The sequence below is a fragment of the Pantoea agglomerans genome (genome assembly GCF_020149765.1).
Classification (GTDB): domain Bacteria; phylum Pseudomonadota; class Gammaproteobacteria; order Enterobacterales; family Enterobacteriaceae; genus Pantoea; species Pantoea alvi.
Window position 1 is genome coordinate 1653928 of the sequence record NZ_CP083809.1, and the last position, 24228, is coordinate 1678155.

General features: G+C 60.6%; 25 protein-coding genes. 18 read left to right on the forward strand and 7 right to left on the reverse strand.

Going from position 1 to position 24228, the window contains the following annotated elements:
- Positions 1–138 precede the first annotated feature (138 nt).
- The 8 genes from LB453_RS10465 to LB453_RS10500 all read left to right on the forward strand — a co-directional run bounded on the left by LB453_RS10465 (position 139) and on the right by LB453_RS10500 (position 8727).
- Entirely contained in the window at positions 139–1815 is a 1677-nt protein-coding gene (locus LB453_RS10465) for a methyl-accepting chemotaxis protein (RefSeq protein ID WP_103796139.1), read from the forward strand.
- Between the two features lie 85 nt (positions 1816–1900).
- Positions 1901–2773 (forward strand): protein-glutamate O-methyltransferase CheR, encoded by an 873-nt coding sequence (gene cheR, locus LB453_RS10470; protein ID WP_103796138.1) that lies wholly within the window; start codon positions 1901–1903, stop codon positions 2771–2773.
- The gene (locus LB453_RS10475; RefSeq protein ID WP_103796137.1) at positions 2773–3822 is read left to right on the forward strand and encodes a chemotaxis response regulator protein-glutamate methylesterase; all 1050 of its coding nucleotides are present in this window, start codon (positions 2773–2775) and stop codon (positions 3820–3822) included. Before cheR ends, LB453_RS10475 begins: the two co-directional genes overlap by 1 nt.
- Positions 3823–3861: 39 nt before the next feature.
- Positions 3862–4251, forward strand: coding sequence for a chemotaxis response regulator CheY (gene cheY, locus LB453_RS10480; RefSeq protein ID WP_033749727.1), 390 nt, complete (start codon positions 3862–3864; stop codon positions 4249–4251).
- Positions 4252–4260: 9 nt separating this feature from the next.
- Complete coding sequence (gene cheZ / locus LB453_RS10485) at positions 4261–4902, forward strand: protein phosphatase CheZ (RefSeq protein ID WP_103796136.1); 642 nt, start codon at positions 4261–4263, stop codon at positions 4900–4902.
- A gap of 183 nt (positions 4903–5085) precedes the next feature.
- The gene (flhB, locus tag LB453_RS10490; RefSeq protein ID WP_103796135.1) at positions 5086–6237 is read left to right on the forward strand and encodes a flagellar biosynthesis protein FlhB; all 1152 of its coding nucleotides are present in this window, start codon (positions 5086–5088) and stop codon (positions 6235–6237) included.
- On the forward strand, positions 6230–8323 hold the full coding sequence (gene flhA / locus LB453_RS10495) for a flagellar biosynthesis protein FlhA (protein ID WP_103796134.1): 2094 nt from the start codon (positions 6230–6232) through the stop codon (positions 8321–8323). The genes flhB and flhA overlap by 8 nt, the downstream gene beginning before the upstream one ends.
- Positions 8323–8727: a flagellar protein FlhE gene (locus tag LB453_RS10500; RefSeq protein ID WP_103796133.1), complete on the forward strand. Its 405-nt coding sequence runs from the start codon at positions 8323–8325 to the stop codon at positions 8725–8727. Before flhA ends, LB453_RS10500 begins: the two co-directional genes overlap by 1 nt.
- A 189-nt stretch (positions 8728–8916) precedes the next feature.
- Here the strand turns inward: LB453_RS10500 and argS are convergent, their stop codons facing one another.
- Complete coding sequence (gene argS, locus LB453_RS10505) at positions 8917–10647, reverse strand: arginine--tRNA ligase (RefSeq protein ID WP_103796132.1); 1731 nt, start codon at positions 10645–10647, stop codon at positions 8917–8919.
- A 199-nt stretch (positions 10648–10846) separates the two neighbouring features.
- Positions 10847–10969: a hypothetical protein gene (locus LB453_RS23310; protein WP_255729570.1), complete on the reverse strand. Its 123-nt coding sequence runs from the start codon at positions 10967–10969 to the stop codon at positions 10847–10849.
- A gap of 308 nt (positions 10970–11277) precedes the next feature.
- On the opposite strand from LB453_RS23310, the gene LB453_RS10510 reads away from it, so the two are divergent.
- A complete protein-coding gene (locus LB453_RS10510) occupies positions 11278–11844 on the forward strand; it encodes a VOC family protein (protein WP_103796131.1) in 567 nt (188 codons plus the stop codon).
- Here the strand turns inward: LB453_RS10510 and LB453_RS10515 are convergent.
- Positions 11841–12986, reverse strand: a complete 1146-nt coding sequence (locus LB453_RS10515) for a MalY/PatB family protein (protein WP_224481724.1) — start codon at positions 12984–12986, stop codon at positions 11841–11843. The genes LB453_RS10510 and LB453_RS10515 overlap by 4 nt on opposite strands.
- 85 nt (positions 12987–13071) lie before the next feature.
- Between LB453_RS10515 and cutC the strand changes: the two genes are divergently transcribed.
- The 3 genes from cutC to LB453_RS10530 all read left to right on the forward strand — a co-directional run bounded on the left by cutC (position 13072) and on the right by LB453_RS10530 (position 15531).
- Positions 13072–13824, forward strand: a complete 753-nt coding sequence (gene cutC, locus LB453_RS10520) for a copper homeostasis protein CutC (protein WP_103796129.1) — start codon at positions 13072–13074, stop codon at positions 13822–13824.
- A gap of 167 nt (positions 13825–13991) precedes the next feature.
- Positions 13992–14837 (forward strand): hypothetical protein, encoded by an 846-nt coding sequence (locus LB453_RS10525; RefSeq protein ID WP_103796084.1) that lies wholly within the window; start codon positions 13992–13994, stop codon positions 14835–14837.
- A gap of 67 nt (positions 14838–14904) precedes the next feature.
- On the forward strand, positions 14905–15531 hold the full coding sequence (locus LB453_RS10530) for a LysE family translocator (RefSeq protein ID WP_103796083.1): 627 nt from the start codon (positions 14905–14907) through the stop codon (positions 15529–15531).
- A gap of 2 nt (positions 15532–15533) precedes the next feature.
- Here LB453_RS10530 and cmoB read toward each other — a convergent pair whose 3' ends face one another.
- The 4 genes from cmoB to LB453_RS10550 all read right to left on the reverse strand — a co-directional run bounded on the left by cmoB (position 15534) and on the right by LB453_RS10550 (position 18547).
- On the reverse strand, positions 15534–16502 hold the full coding sequence (cmoB, locus tag LB453_RS10535) for a tRNA 5-methoxyuridine(34)/uridine 5-oxyacetic acid(34) synthase CmoB (protein ID WP_103796082.1): 969 nt from the start codon (positions 16500–16502) through the stop codon (positions 15534–15536).
- On the reverse strand, positions 16499–17227 hold the full coding sequence (cmoA, locus tag LB453_RS10540) for a carboxy-S-adenosyl-L-methionine synthase CmoA (protein WP_103796081.1): 729 nt from the start codon (positions 17225–17227) through the stop codon (positions 16499–16501). The genes cmoB and cmoA overlap by 4 nt, the downstream gene beginning before the upstream one ends.
- Positions 17228–17307: 80 nt before the next feature.
- Positions 17308–17703, reverse strand: a complete 396-nt coding sequence (locus tag LB453_RS10545; protein ID WP_103796080.1) for an MAPEG family protein — start codon at positions 17701–17703, stop codon at positions 17308–17310.
- A 22-nt stretch (positions 17704–17725) separates the two neighbouring features.
- Positions 17726–18547, reverse strand: a complete 822-nt coding sequence (locus LB453_RS10550; RefSeq protein ID WP_103796079.1) for a DUF72 domain-containing protein — start codon at positions 18545–18547, stop codon at positions 17726–17728.
- A gap of 209 nt (positions 18548–18756) precedes the next feature.
- On the opposite strand from LB453_RS10550, the gene aspS reads away from it, so the two are divergent.
- The 6 genes from aspS to ruvB all read left to right on the forward strand — a co-directional run bounded on the left by aspS (position 18757) and on the right by ruvB (position 24228).
- A complete protein-coding gene (aspS, locus tag LB453_RS10555; RefSeq protein ID WP_103796193.1) occupies positions 18757–20538 on the forward strand; it encodes an aspartate--tRNA ligase in 1782 nt (593 codons plus the stop codon).
- The gene (gene nudB / locus LB453_RS10560) at positions 20538–20966 is read left to right on the forward strand and encodes a dihydroneopterin triphosphate diphosphatase (protein WP_103796078.1); all 429 of its coding nucleotides are present in this window, start codon (positions 20538–20540) and stop codon (positions 20964–20966) included. Before aspS ends, nudB begins: the two co-directional genes overlap by 1 nt.
- Before the next feature lie 231 nt (positions 20967–21197).
- Entirely contained in the window at positions 21198–21941 is a 744-nt protein-coding gene (locus tag LB453_RS10565; protein WP_103796077.1) for a YebC/PmpR family DNA-binding transcriptional regulator, read from the forward strand.
- Positions 21942–21978: 37 nt separating this feature from the next.
- Positions 21979–22506 carry a crossover junction endodeoxyribonuclease RuvC gene (gene ruvC, locus LB453_RS10570; RefSeq protein ID WP_103796076.1) on the forward strand — a complete coding sequence of 176 codons (528 nt, stop codon included), beginning with the start codon at positions 21979–21981 and terminating at the stop codon, positions 22504–22506.
- 94 nt (positions 22507–22600) lie between these two features.
- The gene (ruvA, locus tag LB453_RS10575) at positions 22601–23215 is read left to right on the forward strand and encodes a Holliday junction branch migration protein RuvA (RefSeq protein WP_033746510.1); all 615 of its coding nucleotides are present in this window, start codon (positions 22601–22603) and stop codon (positions 23213–23215) included.
- An 8-nt stretch (positions 23216–23223) separates the two neighbouring features.
- Positions 23224–24228, forward strand: a complete 1005-nt coding sequence (ruvB, locus tag LB453_RS10580; protein ID WP_103796075.1) for a Holliday junction branch migration DNA helicase RuvB — start codon at positions 23224–23226, stop codon at positions 24226–24228.

Here is a 24228-nt window from a genome sequence, read left to right on the forward strand (position 1 = left end):
GACCGCACGCCAACACATCAACACGCCAACACGCCAACACGCCGCTGCATCTTTGCTGCTCTGACTCCGCGTTCCCTGCATAAAGATCTCATCGCTCAGGCCGATAAAGAGTGAGTTCCGCCAACCAATGAGGTGTTTATGTTTAATCGAGTACGCGTTATTTCCGGGCTGCTGGGTGTGCTGGCGCTCTTTGTTCTGCTACAGCTGATTTCCGGAAGCGCTTTTTTCAGTACGGTGAAAGCCGACAAAGAGAATTTTGCTTATAACCAGCGTCTCGCGACGCTACAGCGGGCGATGGGCACCTCATGGGTCTCCCTGGTTCAGGCGCGCAACACCCTGAACCGGGCCGGGATCCGCTATCTGCTCGACAGCCAGCAGGCGGGTTCAGGCGCAACCGTACAGGACCTGGTGGCGCTGGCCAACCGGGAGCTGAAGGTCGCCGATCAGGGCTTCGCCGACTTCAACGCCAACCTGTCGGAAAAGGGCAAGACCGCCGAGAACGTACTGACGCTGCAGGCGAACTATAAAGCCTACCGCGACGCGCTGACCGAGCTGACCGGCTTCCTTGGCACAGGCAACTTCAAGGGGTTCGTTGACCAGCCGACGCAGAGTTTTCAGGATAAGTTTGAAAACGATTACAACGCCTGGCAGAGTCAAAACCAGCTGCTGGCGCAGCAGGGCATCGACGCCAATAACACCGCCTATCGACACGCCATTATGATGGCTGTCGGCCTGGTCATCGGCTCACTGCTCATCAGCCTGCTGGTCTGGACGGTATTGCGCAGCGCGCTGATCGGTCCGCTGAAGCAGAGCATCGAGCATATCCGCCATATCGCACGCGGCGACCTGACGCAGCCGATTACCTGTAGCGTACGCAACGAGCTGGGCGACCTGCTTGCGGCCCTGCAGGATATGCAGCAGGAGCTGGCGCGCACCGTCAGCACCGTGCGCGACGGCGCGGACGCCATCTACACCGGCGCCAGCGAAATCGCCATCGGCAATAACGACCTCTCATCCCGCACCGAAGAGCAGGCGGCGTCGCTGGAGCAGACCGCCGCCAGCATGGAGCAGCTCACCGCCACCGTGAAGCAGAATGCTGAAAACGCCCGTCAGGCGTCGCAGCTGGCGCTGAGCGCCTCAGAAACCGCGCAGAAGGGCGGCAAAGTGGTGGATGGCGTGGTGAAAACCATGAGCGACATCGCCGGCAGCTCGAAGAAGATTGCCGATATCACCAGCGTCATCGACGGCATCGCCTTCCAGACCAACATTCTGGCGCTTAACGCGGCGGTGGAAGCGGCGCGCGCTGGCGAACAGGGCCGCGGCTTCGCCGTGGTAGCGGGCGAGGTGCGCAGCCTGGCGCAGCGCAGCGCGCAGGCGGCGAAAGAGATTAAAGCCCTGATCGAGGACTCGGTGGCGCGCGTCGATACCGGCTCGGTGCTGGTAGAGAGCGCCGGCGAAACCATGAATGACATCGTCAGCGCAGTCACGCGCGTGACCGACATTATGGGCGAAATCGCCTCGGCGTCGGACGAGCAGAGCCGCGGCATCGATCAGGTCGGCCTGGCGGTGACAGAGATGGATCGCGTCACGCAGCAGAACGCCGCGCTGGTGGAAGAGTCCGCTTCAGCGGCTGCCTCGCTGGAAGATCAGGCCAGCCGACTGAAACAGGCAGTTTCTGTGTTCAATATTGGTAAAGAATTTGTCGCCCAGGCCGTTAACAGAACTACGGCGTCGAAAAGTTTACGGCTGGACGCGCCGGCTGCGGCCTCACGCGCACCGGCGGCTCGCAGCGACGACAACTGGGAAACCTTTTAATCGCCTGGATGGTCGGGCTGGCGGCAGCGCCGCCCGACACAGCAGCAGAATTTAATCAGTGAAGTACAGTGCCAGGTGACCTGAAATGAAGAAATCGACGTTACTGGATCAAAACGAAGCGACAACGCTGCTCTCGCAGATGGTGCAGCGCCTGCCGCTCTCGGATACACACTTTCGTCGTATCAGCCAGCTGATCTATCAGCGCGCTGGCATTGTGCTGGCCGACCACAAGCGCGAAATGGTCTACAACCGACTGGTGCGCCGTCTGCGTACGCTGAACATTGATGACTTTGGCCGCTATCTGGCGCTGCTGGAGAACGACGTCAACAGCGCAGAGTGGCAGGCCTTTATCAACGCGCTGACCACCAACCTGACGGCGTTTTTCCGCGAGGCGCACCACTTCCCCATTCTGGCGGAACATGCGCGCAAGCGCGCGGGCAGCTTTAACGTCTGGTGTGCGGCGGCCTCAACCGGCGAAGAGCCTTACTCCATCGCTATGACGCTGGCGGAAACGCTCGGCACCGGGCCGGGCAAGTTTCAGGTTCACGCCAGCGATATCGACACCCAGGTGCTGGAGAAGGCGATTTCCGGCGTCTATCGCCAGGAAGAGCTGCGCACCCTGTCGCAGCAGCAGATGCAGCGCTTTTTCCTGCGCGGCACCGGCCCGCACAGCGGCATGGTGCGCGTGCGTCCGGAACTGGCGAACAGCGTTAACTTCGCCCAGCTCAACCTGCTGGCGAACGAGTGGGCGCTGCCGGGGCCGTTCGATGCGATCTTCTGCCGCAACGTAATGATCTATTTCGATAAAGAGACGCAGGAGAAAATTCTGCGCCGTTTTGTTCCCCTGCTGAAGCCGGGCGGACTGCTGTTTGCCGGTCATTCAGAGAACTTTAGTCAGATCAGCAAAGAGTTCTGGCTGCGTGGACAAACCGTCTATGGACTGACGAAGGAAAGATGATGAGCAAAATCACCGTAATGTGCGTGGATGATTCCGCGCTGATGCGCCAGTTGATGACCGAAATCATTAACAGTCATCCTGATATGGAGATGGTGGCTACGGCACCCGATCCGCTGGTCGCCCGCGATTTAATTAAACAGTACAACCCGCAGGTGCTGACGCTGGACGTGGAGATGCCACGTATGGATGGCCTCGACTTCCTGGAGAAGCTGATGCGTCTGCGCCCGATGCCGGTGGTGATGGTGTCGTCGCTGACCGGTAAAGGCTCGGAGATTACGCTGCGCGCGCTGGAGCTGGGGGCGGTGGATTTCGTCACCAAGCCGCAGCTCGGTATTCGCGAAGGGATGCTGGGCTACAGCCAGACAATCGCCGACAAGATCCGCGCGGCGGCGCGTGCGCAGCTGCACGCCCGTCCAGTGATGGCGGCGCCGGTGACCCTGAAGGCGGGTCCGCTGCTCAGCAGCGAAAAGCTGATTGCCATCGGCTCTTCGACCGGCGGCACCGAAGCGATTCGCCACGTGCTGCAGCCGCTGCCGCCGACCAGCCCGGCGCTGATGATCACTCAGCATATGCCGCCGGGCTTTACCAAATCTTTCGCCGATCGCCTTAACAAGCTCTGTCAGATCACCGTGAAAGAGGCGGAGGACGGCGAGCGCATCCTGCCCGGGCATGCCTATATCGCCCCTGGTGCGATGCATATGGAGCTGGCGCGCAGCGGTGCCAACTATGTGGTGAAACTGAATGAAGGGCCACCGGTAAACCGCCACAAGCCCTCGGTGGATGTGCTGTTCAGATCGGTGGCCGTCAATGCCGGACGAAATGCGGTGGGCGTCATCCTCACCGGCATGGGTAACGATGGCGCGGCGGGCATGCTGGAAATGCATCGCGCCGGCGCCTGGACTATCGCGCAGAGCGAAGCCTCCTGCGTGGTCTTTGGAATGCCGCGAGAAGCCATCGCCATCGGCGGTGTGAGCGAAGTCGTGGATTTAGGCAACATCAGCCAGCATATGCTGGCAAAAATTAGCGCCGGACAGGCACTGCGTATTTAACAGGCCCGTCCTGCCGGGCGAGATAACACAGGAGTAATTATGGCTGATAAAAACATGCGCTTTTTGGTGGTGGACGACTTCAACACGATGCGTCGTATTGTGCGTAACCTGCTGAAAGAGCTGGGCTTCAATAACGTCGAAGAAGCGGAAGATGGCGTAGACGCCCTCGGCAAGCTGAAAGCGGGCGGTTTCGACTTCGTCATTTCTGACTGGAACATGCCGAACATGGATGGCCTGCAGCTGCTGCAGACCATTCGTGCGGACGCCGCGCTGGGCAAGCTGCCGGTACTGATGGTCACCGCTGAAGCGAAGAAAGAGAACATTATCGCCGCCGCGCAGGCGGGCGCCAGCGGCTACGTGGTGAAGCCATTCACCGCCGCCACGCTGGAAGAGAAATTAGGCAAGATCTTCGAAAAACTGGGCATGTAAGGAGATGTGATGAGCGACCTTCCGAAATCAACTGAGGATGCCTCGGCGCACGATATCATTGCTCGCATTGGCTCTCTGACGCGCATGCTGCGCGACAGTCTGCGCGAGCTGGGGCTGGATAAAGCCATTGCCGATGCGGCTGAAGCCATTCCCGATGCCCGCGATCGTCTGGATTATGTGGTACAGATGACGGCGCAGGCTGCCGATCGTGCGCTGAACTGCGTCGAAGCGGCGCAGCCGCATCAGGATAAAATGGAAGCCGGGGCGACCCAGCTGAAAGGGCGTTGGGACCAATGGTTTGAGAACCCGATTGAGCTGGCCGATGCGCGAGAGTTGGTGACGGATACGCGCGAATTCCTCAGTGCAGTGCCAGAGCATACCGCCTTTACCAACAAGCAGCTGCTTGAAATTATGATGGCGCAGGATTTCCAGGACCTGACCGGTCAGGTGATCAAGCGCATGATGGATGTGATCCAGGAGATTGAGCGCCAGCTGTTGATGGTGCTGCTGGAGAACATGCCGGAAGTCAGCGCCGAGAAGCGTCAGGAGGGCACCAGCCTGCTGAACGGTCCGCAGATCCACGCCGATGCGCCGGGCGTGGTAGCGAACCAGGATCAGGTTGATGACCTGCTGGATAGCTTAGGGTTCTGACCCTGCGCCGCCGGCCGCCAGGCTGGCGGCATCCTGTTTTCAGCGGGACTGCCAGCCGGCGGTCCCGTTTCCCTTTGCCTGCTCATCCGCCAAAAAACGCCTCTTTTCTTCTTCTTATCTTCGCTTTAACCAAAGCCAAATTTGGCATTCTATGCTCAGAATTCCTACCCACAGAGGTTTGTCGTGGCTGAAGAGAGCGACGAGGACAAAACAGAATCGCCCACACCCCACCGACTTGAAAAAGCGCGTGAAGAGGGGCAGATCCCGCGTTCCCGCGAGCTGACGTCGGTGCTGATGCTGCTGGCTGGCCTGATGATCCTCTGGCTGGGCGGCACGCTGATGGCGCGCCAGCTGGCCGCGATGGTCGCTTCCGGGCTGCGCTTCGATCACAGCATGGTAAACGACAGCAAGCTGATTATCGGCCATATCAGCAGCCTGATCGGCCAGGCGGTGATGGCGCTGCTGCCGCTGATGGGCGGGCTGGTGCTGGTGGCGATCGCCGCGCCGATGCTGCTGGGCGGTATCGTCATCAGCGGCAAATCGATCAAGATGGACTTTAAAAAGCTCAATCCGCTGCCCGGCTTCGCCCGCATGTTCGCCGCGCAGGCCTGGACCGAACTGTTCAAGGGGATCCTGAAGGCGATTCTGGTGGGCTGCGTCGGCGGCTGGTACATCTGGTCGCACTGGCCGGAGATGCTGCGGCTGATCGCCCAGTCGCCGAGCAGTGCGCTGATGCACGGCCTGGGAATGGTCGCCGCCTGCTGCGCGCTGGTGATCCTCGGCCTGATCCCGATGGTGGGCTACGACGTGTTCTGGCAGCTCTACAGCTACTACAAAAAGCTGCGCATGTCGCGCCAGGAGATCCGCGACGAATTTAAACAGCAGGAAGGCGACCCGCACGTTAAAGGGCGCATTCGCCAGGCGATGCGCGCCGCCGCACGCCGCCGCATGATGTCTGACGTGCCCAAAGCGGACGTTATCGTGACCAACCCGACGCACTACTCGGTGGCGCTGCAGTACAACGAAAACAAGATGAGCGCGCCGAAAGTGGTGGCGAAGGGCGCAGGCGAGGTGGCGTTAAAGATCCGCGAAATCGCCGCAGAGCACCGCATTCCGCTGCTGGAGGCGCCGCCGCTGGCGCGCGCCCTCTACCGGCATACCGAAATTGGCCAGCAGATCCCCGGCGCGCTCTATGCGGCGGTGGCGGAAGTGCTGGCCTGGGTCTGGCAGCTGCGCCGCTGGAAGCGCGAAGGCGGCCTGATACCGAACAAACCGAAGAACCTGCCGGTCCCGGCAGAGATGGACTTTGCAGGAGAGAAGCGAAACGATGGCTAACCTGGCCGCAAAACTGCGTTTACCGAACAATCTGAAAGATACACAGTGGCAGGTGCTTGCCGGCCCCGTGTTGATCATGATGATCCTGTCGATGATGGTGCTGCCGTTGCCCGCCTTCATCCTCGATCTGCTGTTCACCTTTAATATCGCGCTCTCGATTATGGTGCTGCTGGTGGCGATGTTCACCCAGCGCACGCTGGAGTTCGCCGCCTTTCCCACCATTCTGCTCTTCTCGACGCTGCTGCGTCTGGCGCTGAACGTCGCCTCGACGCGTATCATCCTGATGGAAGGCCATACCGGCGCAGGCGCGGCGGGGCGGGTGGTCGAGGCGTTCGGCCACTTCCTCGTTGGCGGCAACTTCGCCATCGGTATCGTGGTGTTCGTTATCCTGGTGGTCATCAACTTTATGGTTATCACCAAGGGTGCGGGGCGTATCGCGGAAGTTGGCGCGCGCTTCGTGCTCGACGGCATGCCCGGTAAACAGATGGCGATCGACGCCGACCTTAACGCCGGTCTGATCGGCGAACAGGAGGCGAAAAAGCGCCGTACCGAGGTGACCCAGGAGGCGGACTTCTACGGCTCGATGGATGGTGCCAGTAAGTTTGTGCGCGGCGACGCCATCGCCGGCATTCTTATTATGGTGATCAACATTATCGGCGGCCTGCTGGTGGGCGTGGTGCAGCACAGCATGGATATCGGTCATGCCGCTGAGACCTATACGCTGCTGACCATCGGTGACGGCCTGGTGGCGCAGATCCCGGCGCTGGTGATCTCCACCGCGGCGGGCGTAATCGTAACGCGCGTCGGCACCGATCAGGATGTCGGCGAGCAGATGGTGGGGCAGCTGTTTAAGAACCCGCGCGTTATGCTGCTGAGCGCCGGCGTGCTCGGCCTGCTGGGTCTGGTTCCGGGGATGCCGAACTTTGTGTTTCTGCTGTTTACCGGCGCGCTGCTCGGCCTGGCCTGGTGGATGCGCGGCCGCGAGATGGAGGGGCAGAAGAACCCGGAAGCGGCCAGCAGCACGATAATGAAAGCGGCCGATACCCCGGCCAATACCGAAGCCTCCTGGACCGACGTGCAGCTGGAGGACACGCTGGGCATGGAGGTCGGCTACCGCCTGATCCCGATGGTGGACAGCACCCAGAACGGCGAGCTGCTGGGCCGTATCCGCAGCATCCGTAAAAAGGTGGCGCAGGATGTCGGCTTTCTGCCGCCGGTGGTGCATATCCGCGACAATATGGAGCTGCCGCCTGCGCGCTACCGCATTCTGATGAAAGGGGTCGAGATCGGCAGCGGCGACGCCTATCCTGGCCGCTGGATGGCGATCAACCCCGGCACGGCGGCGGGCACGCTGCCGGGCGAGGCGACGGTGGATCCCGCTTTTGGCCTGGCGGCCATCTGGATCGACAGCGCGCTGAAAGAGCAGGCGCAGATCCAGGGCTATACCGTGGTGGAAGCGAGTACCGTGGTGGCGACCCACCTGAACCACCTGATTGGCCAGCACGCCAGCGAGCTGTTTGGTCGTCAGGAGGCGCAGCAGCTGCTCGATCGCGTCACTCAGGAGATGCCGAAGCTGACGGAAGATCTGGTGCCGGGCGTTATCACCCTGACCACGCTGCACAAGGTGCTGCAGAACCTGCTTACCGAGCGCGTCTCTATCCGCGATATGCGCACCATTATTGAAACCCTGGCGGAGCACGCGCCGGTGCAGAGCGATCCACAGGAGCTGACCAGCGTGGTGCGCGTGGCGCTGGGCCGCGCCATTACGCAGCAGTGGTTCCCTGGCAATGACGAAGTGCAGGTGATCGGTCTGGATGCCACGCTGGAGCGTCTGCTGCTGCAGGCGCTGCAGGGCGGCGGCGGGCTGGAGCCGGGCCTGGCCGACCGACTGCTGGAGCAGGCGCAGGCCGCGCTGCAGCGTCAGGAGATGCTGGGCGCGCCGCCGGTGCTGCTGGTTAACCATCCGCTGCGCGCGCTGCTGGCGCGCTTCCTGCGCCGCAATCTGCCGCAGCTGGTGGTGCTCTCCAATATGGAGCTGACCGATAACCGTCATATCCGTATGACTTCTACCATCGGAGGCAAGTAATGCGTCGCTGGTGCTGGGGGCTGGCGCTGCTCTCGCTGACGGCACAGCCACTTTACGCCGCCTCGGGCGCCTGGCACGCCAGCGTCAGCGGCCCGCCGCTGAGCAATCGCGGCGGCTGGGTGACCTCAAAGCCGCTGCGCGCGCCGCCGGGCGTTACCGGCGCGGTGAGCCTGATTAGCTGGCGCTATCAGCTGACCGGTGCTGCGCCGTCAGGATTACAGGTGAAGCTGTGCGGCGCGCAGCGCTGCGCCTCGCTGGAGGGCGGCAGCGGCACCACGCGCGAGCTGGCCTCGCTGGACGCGGGCGAGACGCTGCATATGGTGTTCGGCGTAGCGGGCAAGGGGGCGCTGCCGCCGGGTCTGCGGGTGCTGAGCAGCGAAGTGATGGTGAATTATCAGAATTAAAAGCGGGGAAGGGGAAACCTGAAGCGCGCGCACAAGTTAACTGTACGGATAGTCTGGCCCGAAGAGCCAGGCGTCCCGCCGCGGGCCGAGCGTGTATGGATGCCTTGAGCGACGTTGCGATCGGGCCAGACTATCTGTCCCTGCACAAGCCGTAACAAAAAACCCCGCTTTGGCGGGGTTTTTTGTTTGTTACATACGCTCGACGGTTTTGATGCCGAGGGTATCCAGACCCTGCTTCAGCGTCTTCGCCGTCAGCGCGGCCAGCTGCAGGCGGCTCTGGCGCGTTGACTCGTCCTCTGCGCTGAGAATCGGACAGTGCTCGTAGAAGCCGGAGAAAAGACCCGCCAGATCGTAAAGATAGGCGCACATTACGTGCGGCGTGCCGTCGCGCGCCACCTGGGTAATGGTCTCTTCGAACTGCAGCAGGCGCGTCGCCAGCTGCGCTTCGCGATCCTCGGTAATTGCCAGCGGCCCGTCGATGCTGTCGACGTCGACGCCCGCTTTACGGAACACAGAGAGCACGCGGGTATAGGCGTACTGCATATAGGGCGCCGTATTGCCCTCAAACGCCAGCATATTGTCCCAGTCGAAGATGTAATCGGTGGTGCGGCTCTTGGAGAGATCGGCATACTTCACCGCGCCGATACCGACCACTTCCGCCAGCTGCTGCAGCTCCGCTTCGCTCATTTCCGGGTTTTTCTCGCGCACCAGCGTCAGCGCGCGATCGTGCGCCTCTTCCAGCAGATCGGCGAGCTTGATGGTGCCGCCGCTGCGGGTTTTAAACGGACGGCCATCTTTGCCCAGCATCATGCCGAAGGCGTGATGTTCCAGCGGAACCGATTCCGGCACGTAGCCCGCTTTGCGGACGATAGTCCACGCCTGCTGCAGGTGCTGATGCTGGCGCGAATCGATGTAGTAGAGCACGCGATCGGCCTTCAGCGTCTCATAGCGATATTTGGCGCAGGCGATATCGGTGGTGGTGTAGAGGTAGCCGCCATCCTTCTTCTGAATGATGACCCCCATCGGTTCGCCTTCTTTATTTTTGAACTCGTCGAGGAACACCACGGTCGCGCCTTCGCTGGTCACCGCCAGCCCTTTAGCGCGCAGATCTTCAACGATGCCCGGCAGCATATCGTTATAGAGGCTCTCGCCCATGACATCTTTGCGCGTCAGCGTCACGTTCAGACGATCGTAGATCAGCTGATTCTGGCCCATGGTGATATCGACCAGCTTCTTCCACATGGTGCGGCAATATTCATCGCCGCCCTGCAGCTTGACCACATAGGCGCGCGCGCGCTCGGCGAAGGCTTCATCTTCGTCATAGGTGCGTTTCGCTTCGCGGTAGAAGGCTTCCAGATCGGCCAGCGCAATCGCCTCATGATGCTCGTTCTGCTGCTTTTCGAGGTAGGCGATCAGCATGCCGAACTGCGTGCCCCAGTCGCCTACGTGGTTGGCGCGGATAACGTTATGGCCGAGAAACGACAGGGTGCGCACCGCGGCGTCGCCGATAATGGTGGAGCGTACGTGGCCAACATGCATCTCTTTCGCCACGTTCGGCGCGGAGTAGTCGACGACAATGGTTTGCGGCTCAACGGTGGCAACGCCCAGACGCGGCTGCGTCAGCGCCAGCTTCGCCTGCGCGGCCAGCCAGTCGCGATCGAGGAAAATATTGATGAAGCCCGGCCCGGCGATCTCTACCTTGCTGGCGATGCCGTTCAGGTCAAGATGCGTAATCACGCTTTCAGCCAGCTGTCGCGGCGCCTGGCCCAGCTTTTTCGCGACGGCCATAATGCCGTTCGCCTGATAGTCCCCAAACTGAATCCTGGCGGACTGGCGAACCTGGGGTTCACAGTCGGCCGGCGCACCGGCTAAAATCATCGCCTGACTGACTTTTTCGGAAAGAAGAGCCTGAATATTCACCGCATTACCTTCATGTGCTAAAAGGCTCATCTGCCGCGCAGAGAGCCGTTGTCCTCACCCTGCCGACGCGCCCGCAGGCCGCGCAGAATGGAAAAAAGAAGAGGGGAAGTATACGTGAATTGTCGCGTTGCGTCAGCAGCCGCCGCGCAAGAGAGAGTGCGGGGAAACGGCGTGAGGCCGGTTTCCCGAAATAAAGCGATCAGCGACGGCGAAGATGGCGACGAGGATTTTTGACGCTTTTGTCTTCACGCACCTTCCAGTGGCGGGAAATTGCAAATCCCATCAGTGCGATCAGGACTGCGACAACAATGAGCATGAACATAGAGCCATTCCTTGTAGTTGTGTTAGGTCAAATTTATAAGAAAGGCGGTTTGGCTGCAATTGTTTGGCGGGCAAATAAGAGTTATCTTATTGTATTAATGAATATCATAAATATCAGTAAGTTAACTAACTTTCATCCAGCAACTACTGGACCTGAAGAGGGGATAAATCCGAATTAAAAGGGCAAATTACGTGGTTTTGCTGCAAAATTACGGCCAAATCGGATGATTCTTATCATTTTGCCCCGTTCAAAGCAGTGCTGACGGGGCTTTGCATTTGTTAAAAACCTTAAATAAACAGAGACGTTTTATGAGCTTAAACCCGGAATTCCCCTCTGAATTACAGGACTTAGAGAGAGATTTGGCGCGCTTCAGCGCGTCGCTGCAACAATTCGCTGAACGCCTCGGATTAAACTTAGCGGCCCTTGAGGCGGACCATATTGCGGTGCGTTGCCACCAGAACAGCACCGCCGAGCGCTGGAAGCAGGGACTGCTGAAAATCGGCACGCAATTCTCCGAAGCGATGATCAACGGGCGGCCAATCTGCCTGTTTAAGCTGCACCAGCCGCTGCGCCTCAACGGCTGGGCGCTGGACGTTATCGAGCTGCCCTGGCCGGGCGAAAAGCGCTATCGCCATGAGGGATTTGAGCATGTGGAAATTGTGCTGCGCGGCGATCATCAGACGCTGGGCGTGCGCGCCATGGCGCTGCTCAGCGACGACGCGCTGACGCAGCCGGGCATCTCTTTTAAGACCAGCTCGCCTAAGGGCGAAAATGAGCGGCTGCCCAATCCGACCCTGGCGGTCACCGACGGGCAGACCACGATAAAATTTCATCCGTGGCGACTGGAGGAGATTGTCGCCAGCGAGGCGGATTAAGCGCGCGCGTCCACGGCGGCGCGCAGCCGCGCGATCGCCTCTTCCAGCGTGGCGTGGGTGCAGCCAAAATTCATACGCACGAAGCGGTCGTCGCCGAAATCGCGACCGGGAGAGAAGCCTAATCCCCACTTTTCAAAATAGAGCGCCGGGCTGGCGACATCCAGCCCGCTGCAATCTATCCAGCCTAAATAGGTCGCCTCCGGGCTGGCCATTGACAACCCCGGCAGCGCGTTAACGGCGGCATGCAGCCGATTGCGGCTGACGCGCAGGTAGGCGAGCTGCGCCTCCAGCCACGCGTCGCCGCCGCGCCAGGCCGCCTCGGCGGCGACCAGCGCCAGAATATCGGCATCGGGCACGATGCCGTAGCGCGCCTGCTTAAAGCGCGCCCGCAGATCGGCGTTGGGGATAATCGCCAGCGACGCGCCGAGTCCGGCGATGTTAAAGCTCTTCGAAGGGGAAATCAGCGTGACGCTGCACTGCGCGGCGTCTTCGCTCAGGCTGGCGAAGGGTATATGCCGTACGCCAGGCTCCAGCAGCAGATCGCAATGGATCTCATCGGAACAGACGATCAGATCGTGCTGGCGGGCAAAGGCGAGCTGCGCCTCCAGCTCGTCGCGGCGATAGACGGTGCCGCCGGGGTTTTGCGGGTTGCACAGCAGCAGCAGTTTCTCTTTACCGTTAAGCAGGGAAGGCGCCTGAGTGAGATCGACCACCCAGCGCCCCGACTGCAGCGTCAGCGGCAGGGCGATCTGCTCGCGCGCCGCCAGCTTCGCCGCGCCGCGAAACGGCGGATAGATAGGCGAAGGTGTAACAGAGCGCTCGTCGGGCGCGGTAAGCGCGCGCACCGTCAGATTCAGGCCGCACACCACGCCAGGCAGTACCACTATCCATTCCGGCTCTACTTTCCACTGGTAGCGTTGTTCGAAGCGCGCAATGGCGGCGTCGATCAATCCCGTCGGTCGGTCGCCGTAACCAAAAACACCATGTTCTGCGCGGGTTTTTATCGCGTCGATAACGCAATCAGGCGAGCGAAAATCGGTGTCCGCTACCCACAAAGGAAGGACGTCGCGGTCACTGTATTTGTTCCATTTGAGGCTATCGGTGTGACGACGGTCTATCCCTTGGTCAAAATTAAATGTCATGTGCTGGTTTCCACGTAAACTCAGTTTGTAGTCAGACTAACTTATCGCCCTGTGTCGAGCCAGACGTCATGTAAAGGAGGAATAGATGACCTTACTGGAAATTTGCTGCTACGGCGTCGATTGCGCGATGACGGCGCAGCAGGCCGGTGCCGACCGCGTTGAGCTGTGCGCCGGACCGCGCGAGGGCGGCCTGACGCCTTCGGCCGGCTCGCTGGAGGCAGCACGCCGTGAAATATCGATTCCGGTTCATCCTATCGTCCGACCGCGCGGCGGTGATTTCTGCTACACCGCGCGGGAATTTGAGATAATGAAGTCCGACGTGGCGAGAATACGCGAGATGGGCTTTCCCGGCCTGGTGATCGGCATGCTTGATGAAGAGGCGCATATCGACCGCTCGCGCATGCGGCAGATTATGGCGCTGTGCGACGGGATGCAGGTGACCTTTCATCGCGCCTTCGATCTTTGCCACAGTCCGAATCGCGCGCTGGAGGAACTAACCGCGCTGGGGGTGGCGCGTATCCTGACATCTGGCCAGCAGCAGAGCGCGGAAAACGGAATTGCACTATTAAAGGAACTTAATGAACAGAGCGAAGGTCCAATCATTATGGCTGGTGCTGGCGTACGTTTGAGTAACCTGCAAAAGTTCCTGGATAGCGGACTTAGCGAGGTTCACAGCTCAGCCAGCCGCCTCGTGACGTCACCGATGCGTTATCGTAAAGCCGGTGTCTCCATGTGTTCCGAAGCCGAAATGGATGAGTTCAGCCGCTACTGCGTGGATAGCGATGTGGTGGAAGCCATGAAAAGCGTGATGCAGCTTAATACCGTCAGGGTAGCCTGAATCACCACAGATTTTGCCGCGCAGCACGCCTTATGACGTGATGTTTGCAAGTACCAAACCCCAGTTATCTTGCTGGGGTTCTTTTTGTCCGCACTATTTCACCAGGCCGCGCCAGATGCCGCCAATAGGGTTACACTCAGGTTATTGAGATCTCTGGGAGTTACACCATGAAACGCTCTCTGATTACGGCGCTTGCTCTGGGTGCGCTCTGCCTCTCTCCCGCGCTGTGGGCCGCCACCTGCGGCCCGCACAGCAAAGCCGTCGCCAGCAGCAACAGCTGGATTATGCTGGGCGGCAGCGCGAAAGGTGCGGTGCGCCAGGTGATCGCCGGCGAGTTCGGTAAAGATGTCGATTCGCAAAAGCGGGTGCTGGGGCAGTTCGATCCCTGCGGGATCCTGCTGGTGGCGGACGTCTCCTTTGATAAAAAAGAGCACAACGTCGTTCTCAGCATGGAGCAGCATATTGCGCGGGTGCAGGGCGGCTGGGTGGCGGAGTACGCGTACCTGGTGAAGGTGCTGAAAGAGGGCAAAGAGCAGGTGATCGATAATCGGCAGGGCACCATCAGCTGGCTCACCGGTCGACACGGCAATATCGTCACCGCCTCCGATAAATTCACCAGCATGGGCAAAAGCGGCTTTACCGACACCACCTACCGCTATGACGCGCAGCTGCGGCTGACGAAAAGCGTCTCGCGCGGCACCGACGCGCTAACCAACGGCGAAAGCAGCTGGCGCTGGAACCCGCAGGGGCAGGTGATCAGCGCGGTGACGGCGCGCAGCAAGGACCGCTATACCTACGATAAAGATTTTCGCGAATGGCAGCTGCACGGCACGGCAACTACGCCGGTCAGTTCGCTGCGTTCGGTCGATGAGTGCCAGCTGTGGGATGAGGTGGGCAACTGCACCTTAAGCTATCTGCACGAAACGGAAGTGTTTGATAAAGGCACCATTGAGCGCCATCTCAGCGCCGCCTATAAATATCAATACTGGGATCGCCCTGCCGAGGCGGAGTAGCGCGCAAAACAGCGCGCCCGCGTTAAAAATTTGTTAATGTAGGCGGCACCATATCAGGGAGATAATCATGACCGCCACGCTGCTCTTCTCGTTTTTATTCGCCATTACTATTTTGACGCTGACGCCCGGCTTCGATACCGCGCTGGTGCTACGCACCGCCGCCGCGCAGGGCTGGCGACGCGGCAGCGCGACGGCGCTGGGCATCAACCTCGGCTGTCTGGTGTGGGGCGTCGCGGTGGGATATGGTCTGGGCGCGCTGCTGCTGGCGTCTGAAATGGCCTATAACCTGCTGAAGTGGGCTGGCGCGGCCTATTTGCTCTGGCTGGGCGTCAGGCTGCTGCTCAATCCGCGCACGCAGCCGCAGGATGAGGCGCCGAGTGAAACCGCGCCGCAAAGTTATCTCAGCTGCTTTAACCGCGGCCTGTTCGGTAATTTACTTAACCCCAAAATGGGCGTGTTCTACGTTACCTTTCTGCCGCAGTTTATTCCGCCGGGAGCGTCGGTGCCGCTCTGGTGCAGCCTGCTGGCACTGATGCATATTGCCATTGGGCTGCTGTGGAACGCTATCCTTATCGGCGGCAGCCACTACTTCGCCGCACACCTGCGCCGTCCGGCGGTGCTCAAGGTGATGGACCGCCTGACGGGCATGGTGTTTATCGGCTTTGCGGCGAAGCTGGCGCTTTCGCGCCGCTAGCCTCAGGGTTTGGTGGCGACCAGCACGGCGCGCAGCGGCGCCGGATAGCCCTCCACCGTTTTGCCGGCGTCCTGCGGATCGAGGAAGTCGGCCAGCGATTCGCTGGTCATCCAGCTGGTGCGGCGCTGCTCATCGGTGGAGGTGACCGCATAGTCGACGATCTTCACGTCAACAAAGCCGCACTTCTCCAGCCAGTTTTTCAGCGCCAGGGCCGAAGGAATAAAGTAGACGTTGCGCATCTGCGCGTAGCGTTCGCCCGGCACCAGCACGTCCCGCTCATCTCCCTCAATAACCAGCGTTTCCAGCACCAGCTCGCCGCCGCTGACCAGCTGATTTTTCAGCTGCAGCAGATGATCGAGCGGCGAACGGCGATGGTAGAGCACGCCCATGGAGAAAACGGTGTCGAACGCCTGCAGCGTCGGCAGCTGTTCTATGCCGAGCGGCAGCAGATGGGCGCGTCGATCGTCGCCCAGCAGCTTGCGCACCGCTTCGAACTGGCAGAGAAAGAGCTGCATTGGGTCGATACCGACCACCAGCTGCGCGCCTGCGCCAACCATACGCCACATGTGATAGCCGCTGCCGCAGCCGACGTCCAGCACGGTGCGGCCCGCCAGCGACGAGATATGGGGCGCAACGCGCTGCCATTTCCAGTCGGAGCGCCACTCGGTATCGATCTCGGTGCCGTAGAGCGAGTAGGGGCCTTTACGCCAGGGCATCAGATTGCGCAGCAGCTTCTCAATGCCCTGACGCTGGCGATCGCTGAGGTCGTCGCGCTGCGCGCTGACGCTGTGCAGCAGGTCGAGCTGCTGCGGCTGCAGCAGCGGCAGATGCTCAACTGACTTCTCCCAGTTGCGAAACAGGCCATGCAGATTCTCTTTTTGCCAGGCGGCGATCTGCGCCGGCAGCACCTCCAGCCAGCTGGCGAGCGGACCGGTGGCGATTTGCTGATAAAAACGGCCAAACTCAATCATTTCAACGCCACCAGCGAGCCAAAGTTAAAGCACTGGAACCAGAGTTCCGCGTGAGAGAAGCCCGCCTGCTTCAGGCGCGCCTTGTGCGTCTCGACGCTGTCGGTCAGCATCACATTCTCCAGCATGCTGCGCTTCTGGCTGATCTCCAGCTCGCTGTAGCCGTTTGCGCGCTTGAAATCGTGGTGCATGTTGAACAGCAGCTCGCCTACCTCGGCGTCTTCGAAGCTGAACTTCTCCGACAATACTAGCGCGCCGCCGGGCTTCAGGCCCTGCCAGATCTTCTCCAGCAGCTGCAGCCGCGCGGGAGGATCGAGAAACTGCAGCGTAAAGTTCAGCACCACCATCGAGGCGTTTTCGATGGCGATATCGCGGATATCGGCTTCGATGACGTTCACCGGCGTCTCGGCGCGAAAGGCGTCGATATGGCGGCGGCAGCGCTCAACCATCGCCGGTGAATTATCTACGGCAATGATGGTGCAGCCGGGCGCCTTGATATTGCGGCGAACCGAGAGCGTGGCGGCCCCCAGCGAGCAGCCCAGATCGTACACCTGGCTGTCGGGCGTGACGAAGCGCTCGGCGAGCATGCCGATCATGGAGATGATATTCGAGTAGCCGGGCACGGAGCGCTGAATCATATCGGGGAAGACTTCAGCCACGCGCTCGTCAAAGGTCCAGTCGCCCAGTTTATCGATGGGCGCGGAAAATAGCGTATCGCGGTCAGACATAGTAAATCCGGAAAGACAACGGAAAGGGCGCTATTCTGGCAGAAAGTGCGGCGGGCTGCACCCATTACGCCCGCAGCCGCTTAATGCAGCGTCAGCACCAGTTCCCAGGGCAGATAGATAAGGTTAAATACCGCCATGCCGCACAGCGCGAACAGCGTCAGCATCATGCCATATTTTCGTCCGGCGAGCGCGCTGCGGCGCAGCCCCTGCGCGTGAAGGAGACGGCCGACAAAAAAGATCAGGGCGGTGAGATGCACCATCCATATATCGGCGCCGTTCATCTCCATCATTACCAGCAGCAGCAGCGCCAGCGGAATGGTCTCAACTGCGTTGCCGTGAATGCGTATCGCCACACGCAGATCGTGAAACCCGCCGTCGCCAAAGGCGACTCGATAGTGGCGGCGGAAGCGCACCACGTCCAGCGCGAACTTCATCACCATCAATACGCCCACTACCACATATAACGCGCTTACCATGCTTATCCTCTTTGATCGTCTGTCAGAACAGCGACGCCTGCTGCGGCCAGGCGGGGCCGCTGCCGATACCGGCGTCAATCGCCTGCAGCTGCGGCCATAAGCGCTGCACCAGCGGGAAGACCTGGCCCATATCGGGCGTATGAATAAAAAACAGCGTGTCGCCTTCCGCCTGCCATTGTGCCAGCTTTTCACGCCAGACCTGAAAAAAAACCTCGCTCTCGTCCACGTCGTCGCTGCCGATAAAGCGCACCATCGGCTGCTCGCCGGTGCGCACCGCGTGGGGCGGCACGCGCGGCTTTTGCTGGCGCGCGTGCAGGGCGGCGGGGCTTTGTGAGGTAGAGGCGTGCGCCGGACGGCTGTCTAAAATCACCCGGTTAACGCCGCGCGTCTGCAGCCCCTGGTTCAGGGCGCGCTCCGCCTCGCCCTTGGCAAAAAAGGCGGGGTGGCGCACTTCAACGCCATAGCTGAAGCGGCGCGGCAGCCCGTCGAGAAAGCGCCAGAGGTCGGCGAGCTGCGCGGGGGTAAAGGTGGCGGGCAGCTGCAGCCAGTACTGTCCAATGCGGTCGGCCAGCGGGTCGAGCAGCCGCAGAAAATCGTTCAGCAGCTCGTCGGTGTGCTGCAGCTGCGCCTGGTGGCTGATGGTCTGCGGAAACTTAAAGCAGAAGCGAAAGTCGTCATGCGTCATATCGCGCCAGCGCTGTACGGTGTCGGGCGCGGGCAGCGCATAAAGCGTGGTGTTGCCCTCCACGCAGTGGAACAGACGGGCATAATCAGCCAGACTCTCAATGCCCCAGCGTTTCCAGTGCGAATGCTGCCACTGCGGCAGCCCAATACGAAGCGTCACGGCCTCTCCTTTAGTGATGGTTTTACGCTATAGCCTGGCCGGGTTGTCCGAAGAGGGAAAAACCGGCGGCGAAATGCGCAGTTTGGCGCGGCTCTACTTATCCTGCCTGCCTTTTTCCATTATAATGGCCGCCTTTTTTGCGGCAGCATCTCATAAGGTTACGCGGCCTGATGCTGCAGGCAGCAGCGGCGAAGTTAAAAGGATACGTTATGCGTACAGAATATTGCGGACAGCTCAATCTGTCTCATGTAGGTCAGCAAGTCACTCTTTGCGGCTGGGTCAACCGCCGTCGCGATCTGGGGAGCCTGATTTTTATCGACATGCGCGACCGTGAAGGCATCGTGCAGGTCTTCTTCGATCCCGATCGTCAGGAGGCTTTCCAGCTGGCGTCTGAGCTGCGCAACGAATTCTGCATCCAGATTACCGGCACCGTGCGTGCGCGCGACGAGAAGAACAAAAACGCCGAGATGGCGACGGGCGAAGTCGAAGTGTTTGCGCAGGCGCTGACCATTATCAACCGCGCCGAGCCGCTGCCGCTCGACTCCAATCAGGTCAACAGCGAAGAAGCGCGCCTGAAGTACCGCTATCTCGATCTGCGCCGTCCTGAAATGGCACAGCGCCTGAAAACCCGCGCGAAAATCTCCAGCTTCGTGCGCCGCTTTATGGACAGCGAAGGCTTCCTGGATATCGAAACGCCGATGCTGACCAAGGCGACGCCGGAGGGTGCGCGCGACTATCTGGTGCCGAGCCGCGTGCACAAAGGTAAGTTCTATGCGCTGCCGCAGTCGCCGCAGCTGTTCAAACAGCTGCTGATGATGTCCGGCTTCGATCGCTACTACCAGATCGTGAAGTGTTTCCGCGATGAAGATCTGCGCGCCGACCGCCAGCCGGAATTTACCCAGATCGATATCGAAACCTCGTTCCTCACCGCGCCGCAGGTGCGTGAGATCAACGAGCGCATGATCCGTCAGCTGTGGCAGGAAGTGAAAGGGATCGATCTCGGCGAGTTTCCGCAGATGACCTTTGCCGAAGCGATGCGTCGCTACGGTTCCGACAAGCCCGATCTGCGCAACCCGATGGAGCTGGTGGACGTCGCCGATCTGCTGAAAAACGTCGAGTTCCAGGTGTTCGCCGGTCCGGCTAACGACGCCAAAGGGCGCGTCGCCGCGCTGCGCGTGCCGGGCGGCGCGCAGCTGAGCCGCAAGCAGATTGATGAATACGGCAAGTTTGTTGAGATTTATGGCGCGAAAGGCCTGGCCTGGATGAAGGTCAACGCGCGCGCCGACGGCTTCAGCGGCGTACAGAGCCCGGTAGCCAAGTTCCTGAACGAAGAGATTGTGGAAGCGATTCTGAGCCGCACCAGCGCCGCCGACGGCGACCTGATCTTCTTTGGCGCCGACCGTGCCAAAGTGGTGGCAGACGCGCTGGGCGCGCTGCGCCTGAAAGTGGGCCGCGATCTGCACATCACCAACGAAGACGCCTGGGCGCCGCTGTGGGTGATCGACTTCCCGATGTTCGAAGAGGATGACGAAGGCGGCCTGGCGGCGATGCACCATCCGTTTACCGCGCCGAAAGAGATGTCGGCGGAAGAGCTGGCGGCCGATCCGCTGAGCGCGGTGGCCAACGCCTACGATATGGTCATCAACGGCTATGAAGTGGGTGGCGGCTCCGTGCGTATCCACAGCGGTAAAATGCAGCAGGCGGTGTTTAGCATTCTGGGCATTGAAGAGCACGAGCAGCGCGAGAAGTTCGGCTTCCTGCTCGACGCGCTGAAATATGGCACGCCGCCGCACGCGGGCCTGGCTTTCGGTCTGGATCGTCTCACCATGCTGCTGACCGGCACCGAGAATATCCGCGACGTTATCGCCTTCCCGAAAACCACCGCGGCGGCCTGTCTGATGACCGAAGCGCCAAGCGAAGCCAACCCGGCGGCGCTGGCGGATCTGGGCATTCAGATCGCGCCAAAGAAAGAAAAGGCCGAGAATAAGTAATGTATAAACATCCGGTATCGGTTCTGGTGGTGATTTTCGCGCAGGATACCGGCCGGGTGTTAATGCTGCAGCGGCGCGACGACAGTGATTTCTGGCAGTCGGTGACCGGCAGTCTGGAAGCGGGGGAAACCCCGCATCAGGCGGCGCGGCGCGAAGTGCTGGAAGAGCTGGCTATCGATGTCGTGAGCGAAAAGCTGATGCTGGAAGATTGCGGCAAAGAGATCGAATTCGAAATCTTTCCGCACTATCGCCATCGCTATGCGCCCGGCGTAACGCACAACCGCGAACACTGGTTCCGGCTGGCGCTGCCCGCCGAGCGGCAGCCGACGCTCAGCGAGCATCTCGCCGCGCGCTGGCTCGATCCCGCCGCCGCAGCAGCCCTGACTAAGTCCTGGAGCAATCGCCAGGCGATTGAAGAATTTATTTAGCTGCCGGCCGTCGTTCTGGCGGCAGTCTGGATTGAAGAAAATTGGTGCAGCTCCCGCAGAACTGCGCCTTAAAACTTAACGCGTCGGGCGTTATCGGCGCAGCGAGGTCGGCTGCCGTCAGCGCGCAGCAACCGGAGCGTACTCTTGTACGTGAGGATTGCGAGCACTGCCGGAAGGCGAGATTGCCAGCAAGATAGCCCGTGCGATGTCAAAGATCGGAGAATATGCAAGATGGCTGGTCATAGTAAGTGGGCGAACACCAAACACCGTAAAGCGGCACAGGACGCCAAGCGCGGTAAAATCTTCACCAAAATTATTCGTGAACTGGTTACCGCTGCTAAGCTGGGCGGCGGCGACCCCGCCTCCAACCCGCGTCTGCGCGCCGCAATGGACAAAGCCCTGTCCAACAACATGACGCGCGACACCATGAACCGCGCTATCGCGCGCGGCGTGGGCGGTGAAGATGACTCCAATATGGAAACCATCATCTACGAAGGCTACGGCCCTGGCGGCTCGGCCGTGATGGTGGAGTGCCTGAGCGACAACCGTAATCGTACCGTGGGCGAAGTGCGTCACGCCTTCACCAAAACGGGCGGCAACCTCGGCACCGACGGCTCTGTCTCTTACCTGTTCAGCAAGAAGGGCGTGATCTCCTTCGCACCGGGCCAGGATGAGGACAGCGTGATGGAAGCGGCGCTGGAAGCGGGCGCGGAAGATGTGGTGAGCTATGATGACGGCGCCATCGACGTCTTTACCGCATGGGAAGAGCTGGGCGCGGTGCGCGACGCACTGGAAGCCACCGGCCTGAAAGCGGACTCCGCCGAAGTCTCCATGATCCCGTCGACCAAAGCTGAGCTGGACGCCGAAACGGCACCGAAGCTGCTGCGCCTGATCGACATGCTGGAAGACTGCGATGACGTGCAGGAAGTCTACCATAACGGCGAGATCTCCGATGAGGTCGCGGAAACGCTGTAATGGCGTTTCTCTTTAGCCCGCTCACCGGAGAGTCGGCATGGCGATAATTCTGGGCATCGACCCCGGCTCGCGCGTGACCGGCTACGGTGTGATCCGTCAAACCGGCCGCCAGCTCAGCTATCTGGGCAGCGGCTGTATCCGCACCAATACCACCGAGCTGCCGGCGCGTCTGAAGCTGATCTATGCGGGCGTAACGGAAATCATCACCCAGTTTTCGCCGGACTATTTCGCCATTGAGCAGGTCTTTATGGCGAAGAACGCCGATTCAGCGCTTAAGCTGGGGCAGGCGCGCGGCGCGGCGATTGTCGCGGCGGTCAACCTTGACCTGCCGGTCTTTGAGTATGCCGCCCGCCAGGTGAAGCAGACCGTCACCGGCACCGGCGGCGCGGAGAAGAGCCAGGTGCAGCATATGGTGCGCACGCTGCTTAAGCTGCCCGCCAACCCGCAGGCGGACGCCGCCGATGCGCTGGCGATCGCCATTACGCACTGCCACGTCAGTCAGAACGCGACGCGCATCAGCGACAGCAAACTGCTGCTGACGCGCGGGCGTCTGCGCTCAGGCTAGGCGACTGCACCGCGTTACGTATCAGGCTGGATATTCATCCAGCCTTTTTTATGTTATAAATCCCGCCACATTCGTTTATTAAGGAAGCGTTCAGGTGATAGGTCGTTTACGGGGCAACATTCTGGAAAAGCAGCCGCCGCTGGTGCTGATCGAAGCGCACGGCGTGGGTTATGAAGTGCATATGCCGATGACCTGTTTTTATGAGCTGCCTGAACTGAACCATGAAGCGGTGATTTTTACCCACTTTGTGGTGCGTGAAGACGCGCAGCTGCTGTTCGGCTTCAACAACAAACAAGAGCGCGCGCTGTTTCGCGAGCTGATTAAAACCAACGGCGTCGGGCCTAAGCTGGCGCTGGCGATCCTCTCCGGCATGTCGGCGCAGCAGTTCGTGACGGCGGTGGAGAAAGAGGAGATCGCCGCGCTGATCAAGCTGCCGGGCGTTGGCAAGAAAACCGCCGAGCGTCTGGTGGTTGAGATGAAGGACCGCTTTAAAGGGCTGCATGGCGACCTCTTCTCTGGCGAATCCGCCTTTACGCTTACCGCGCCGCATGCCGAGCCGGAAAGCAACGACGCCGAGGCCGAAGCGGTTGCGGCGCTGGTGTCGCTGGGTTATAAACCGCAGGAAGCCAGCCGTATGATAAGCAAGGTTGGCAAGCCTGACGCAGACTGCGAAACCCTGATCCGAGAAGCTCTGCGCGCCGCCATTTGAGGTAAGTCATGATCGAAGCCGACCGTCTGGTCTCTGCTGCCAGCTATAACGAAGAAGAGAGTCTTGACCGCGCTATCCGCCCTAAGCTGCTCTCGGAGTACGTGGGCCAGCCGCAGGTGCGCGAGCAGATGGAAATATTCATCAAGGCGGCGAAGTTGCGCGGCGATGCGCTGGATCACCTGCTGATTTTCGGCCCGCCGGGGCTGGGGAAAACCACGCTGGCCAATATCGTCGCTAATGAAATGGGCGTCAATCTGCGTACCACCTCCGGGCCGGTGCTAGAGAAGGCGGGCGATCTGGCGGCGATGCTCACCAACCTTGAGCCGCACGACGTACTGTTTATCGATGAGATCCACCGTTTGTCACCGGTGGTGGAAGAGGTGCTCTATCCGGCGATGGAAGATTACCAGCTGGATATTATGATCGGCGAAGGCCCGGCCGCGCGTTCGATCAAGCTCGACCTGCCGCCGTTTACCCTGATCGGTGCCACCACGCGCGCCGGTTCGCTGACCTCGCCGCTGCGTGACCGCTTCGGCATCGTACAGCGCCTGGAGTTCTACAACGTGCCGGATCTGCAGCATATCGTCAGCCGCAGCGCCGCCTGTCTGGGCCTGCCGCTGAGCGAAGAGGGCGCGCGGGAAGTGGCGCAGCGCGCGCGCGGCACGCCGCGTATCGCTAACCGCCTGCTGCGCCGCGTGCGCGACTTCGCGGAAGTGCGCGCCAACGGCGAAATGAGCGGCAACGTCGCGGCCAGCGCGCTGGATATGCTTAACGTCGACAGCGAAGGCTTTGACTATATGGATCGCAAGCTGCTGCTGGCGATTATCGACAAGTTCACCGGCGGTCCGGTAGGGCTGGATAACCTCGCGGCGGCTATTGGCGAAGAGCGGGAAACCATCGAGGATGTGATTGAGCCCTTCCTGATCCAGCAGGGCTTTATTCAGCGCACGCCGCGCGGCCGTATGGCCACGCAGCACGCTTATCGTCACTTCGGCATGGCGCGCGACGAGTAA

What these genes read in the sequence shown, in the direction of transcription:
- LB453_RS10465 (WP_103796139.1), top strand. Translation starts at nt 139, where the DNA reads ATGTTTAATCGAGTACGCGTTATTTCCGGGCTGCTGGGTGTGCTGGCG.
- cheR (WP_103796138.1), top strand. Translation starts at nt 1,901, where the DNA reads ATGAAGAAATCGACGTTACTGGATCAAAACGAAGCGACAACGCTGCTC.
- LB453_RS10475 (WP_103796137.1), top strand. Translation starts at nt 2,773, where the DNA reads ATGAGCAAAATCACCGTAATGTGCGTGGATGATTCCGCGCTGATGCGC.
- cheY (WP_033749727.1), top strand. Translation starts at nt 3,862, where the DNA reads ATGGCTGATAAAAACATGCGCTTTTTGGTGGTGGACGACTTCAACACG.
- cheZ (WP_103796136.1), top strand. Translation starts at nt 4,261, where the DNA reads ATGAGCGACCTTCCGAAATCAACTGAGGATGCCTCGGCGCACGATATC.
- flhA (WP_103796134.1), top strand. Translation starts at nt 6,230, where the DNA reads ATGGCTAACCTGGCCGCAAAACTGCGTTTACCGAACAATCTGAAAGAT.
- LB453_RS10500 (WP_103796133.1), top strand. Translation starts at nt 8,323, where the DNA reads ATGCGTCGCTGGTGCTGGGGGCTGGCGCTGCTCTCGCTGACGGCACAG.
- LB453_RS23310 (WP_255729570.1), bottom strand. Translation starts at nt 10,969, where the DNA reads ATGTTCATGCTCATTGTTGTCGCAGTCCTGATCGCACTGATGGGATTT.
- LB453_RS10510 (WP_103796131.1), top strand. Translation starts at nt 11,278, where the DNA reads ATGAGCTTAAACCCGGAATTCCCCTCTGAATTACAGGACTTAGAGAGA.
- LB453_RS10515 (WP_224481724.1), bottom strand. Translation starts at nt 12,986, where the DNA reads ATGACATTTAATTTTGACCAAGGGATAGACCGTCGTCACACCGATAGC.
- cutC (WP_103796129.1), top strand. Translation starts at nt 13,072, where the DNA reads ATGACCTTACTGGAAATTTGCTGCTACGGCGTCGATTGCGCGATGACG.
- LB453_RS10525 (WP_103796084.1), top strand. Translation starts at nt 13,992, where the DNA reads ATGAAACGCTCTCTGATTACGGCGCTTGCTCTGGGTGCGCTCTGCCTC.
- LB453_RS10530 (WP_103796083.1), top strand. Translation starts at nt 14,905, where the DNA reads ATGACCGCCACGCTGCTCTTCTCGTTTTTATTCGCCATTACTATTTTG.
- cmoB (WP_103796082.1), bottom strand. Translation starts at nt 16,502, where the DNA reads ATGATTGAGTTTGGCCGTTTTTATCAGCAAATCGCCACCGGTCCGCTC.
- cmoA (WP_103796081.1), bottom strand. Translation starts at nt 17,227, where the DNA reads ATGTCTGACCGCGATACGCTATTTTCCGCGCCCATCGATAAACTGGGC.
- LB453_RS10545 (WP_103796080.1), bottom strand. Translation starts at nt 17,703, where the DNA reads ATGGTAAGCGCGTTATATGTGGTAGTGGGCGTATTGATGGTGATGAAG.
- aspS (WP_103796193.1), top strand. Translation starts at nt 18,757, where the DNA reads ATGCGTACAGAATATTGCGGACAGCTCAATCTGTCTCATGTAGGTCAG.
- nudB (WP_103796078.1), top strand. Translation starts at nt 20,538, where the DNA reads ATGTATAAACATCCGGTATCGGTTCTGGTGGTGATTTTCGCGCAGGAT.
- LB453_RS10565 (WP_103796077.1), top strand. Translation starts at nt 21,198, where the DNA reads ATGGCTGGTCATAGTAAGTGGGCGAACACCAAACACCGTAAAGCGGCA.
- ruvC (WP_103796076.1), top strand. Translation starts at nt 21,979, where the DNA reads ATGGCGATAATTCTGGGCATCGACCCCGGCTCGCGCGTGACCGGCTAC.
- ruvB (WP_103796075.1), top strand. Translation starts at nt 23,224, where the DNA reads ATGATCGAAGCCGACCGTCTGGTCTCTGCTGCCAGCTATAACGAAGAA.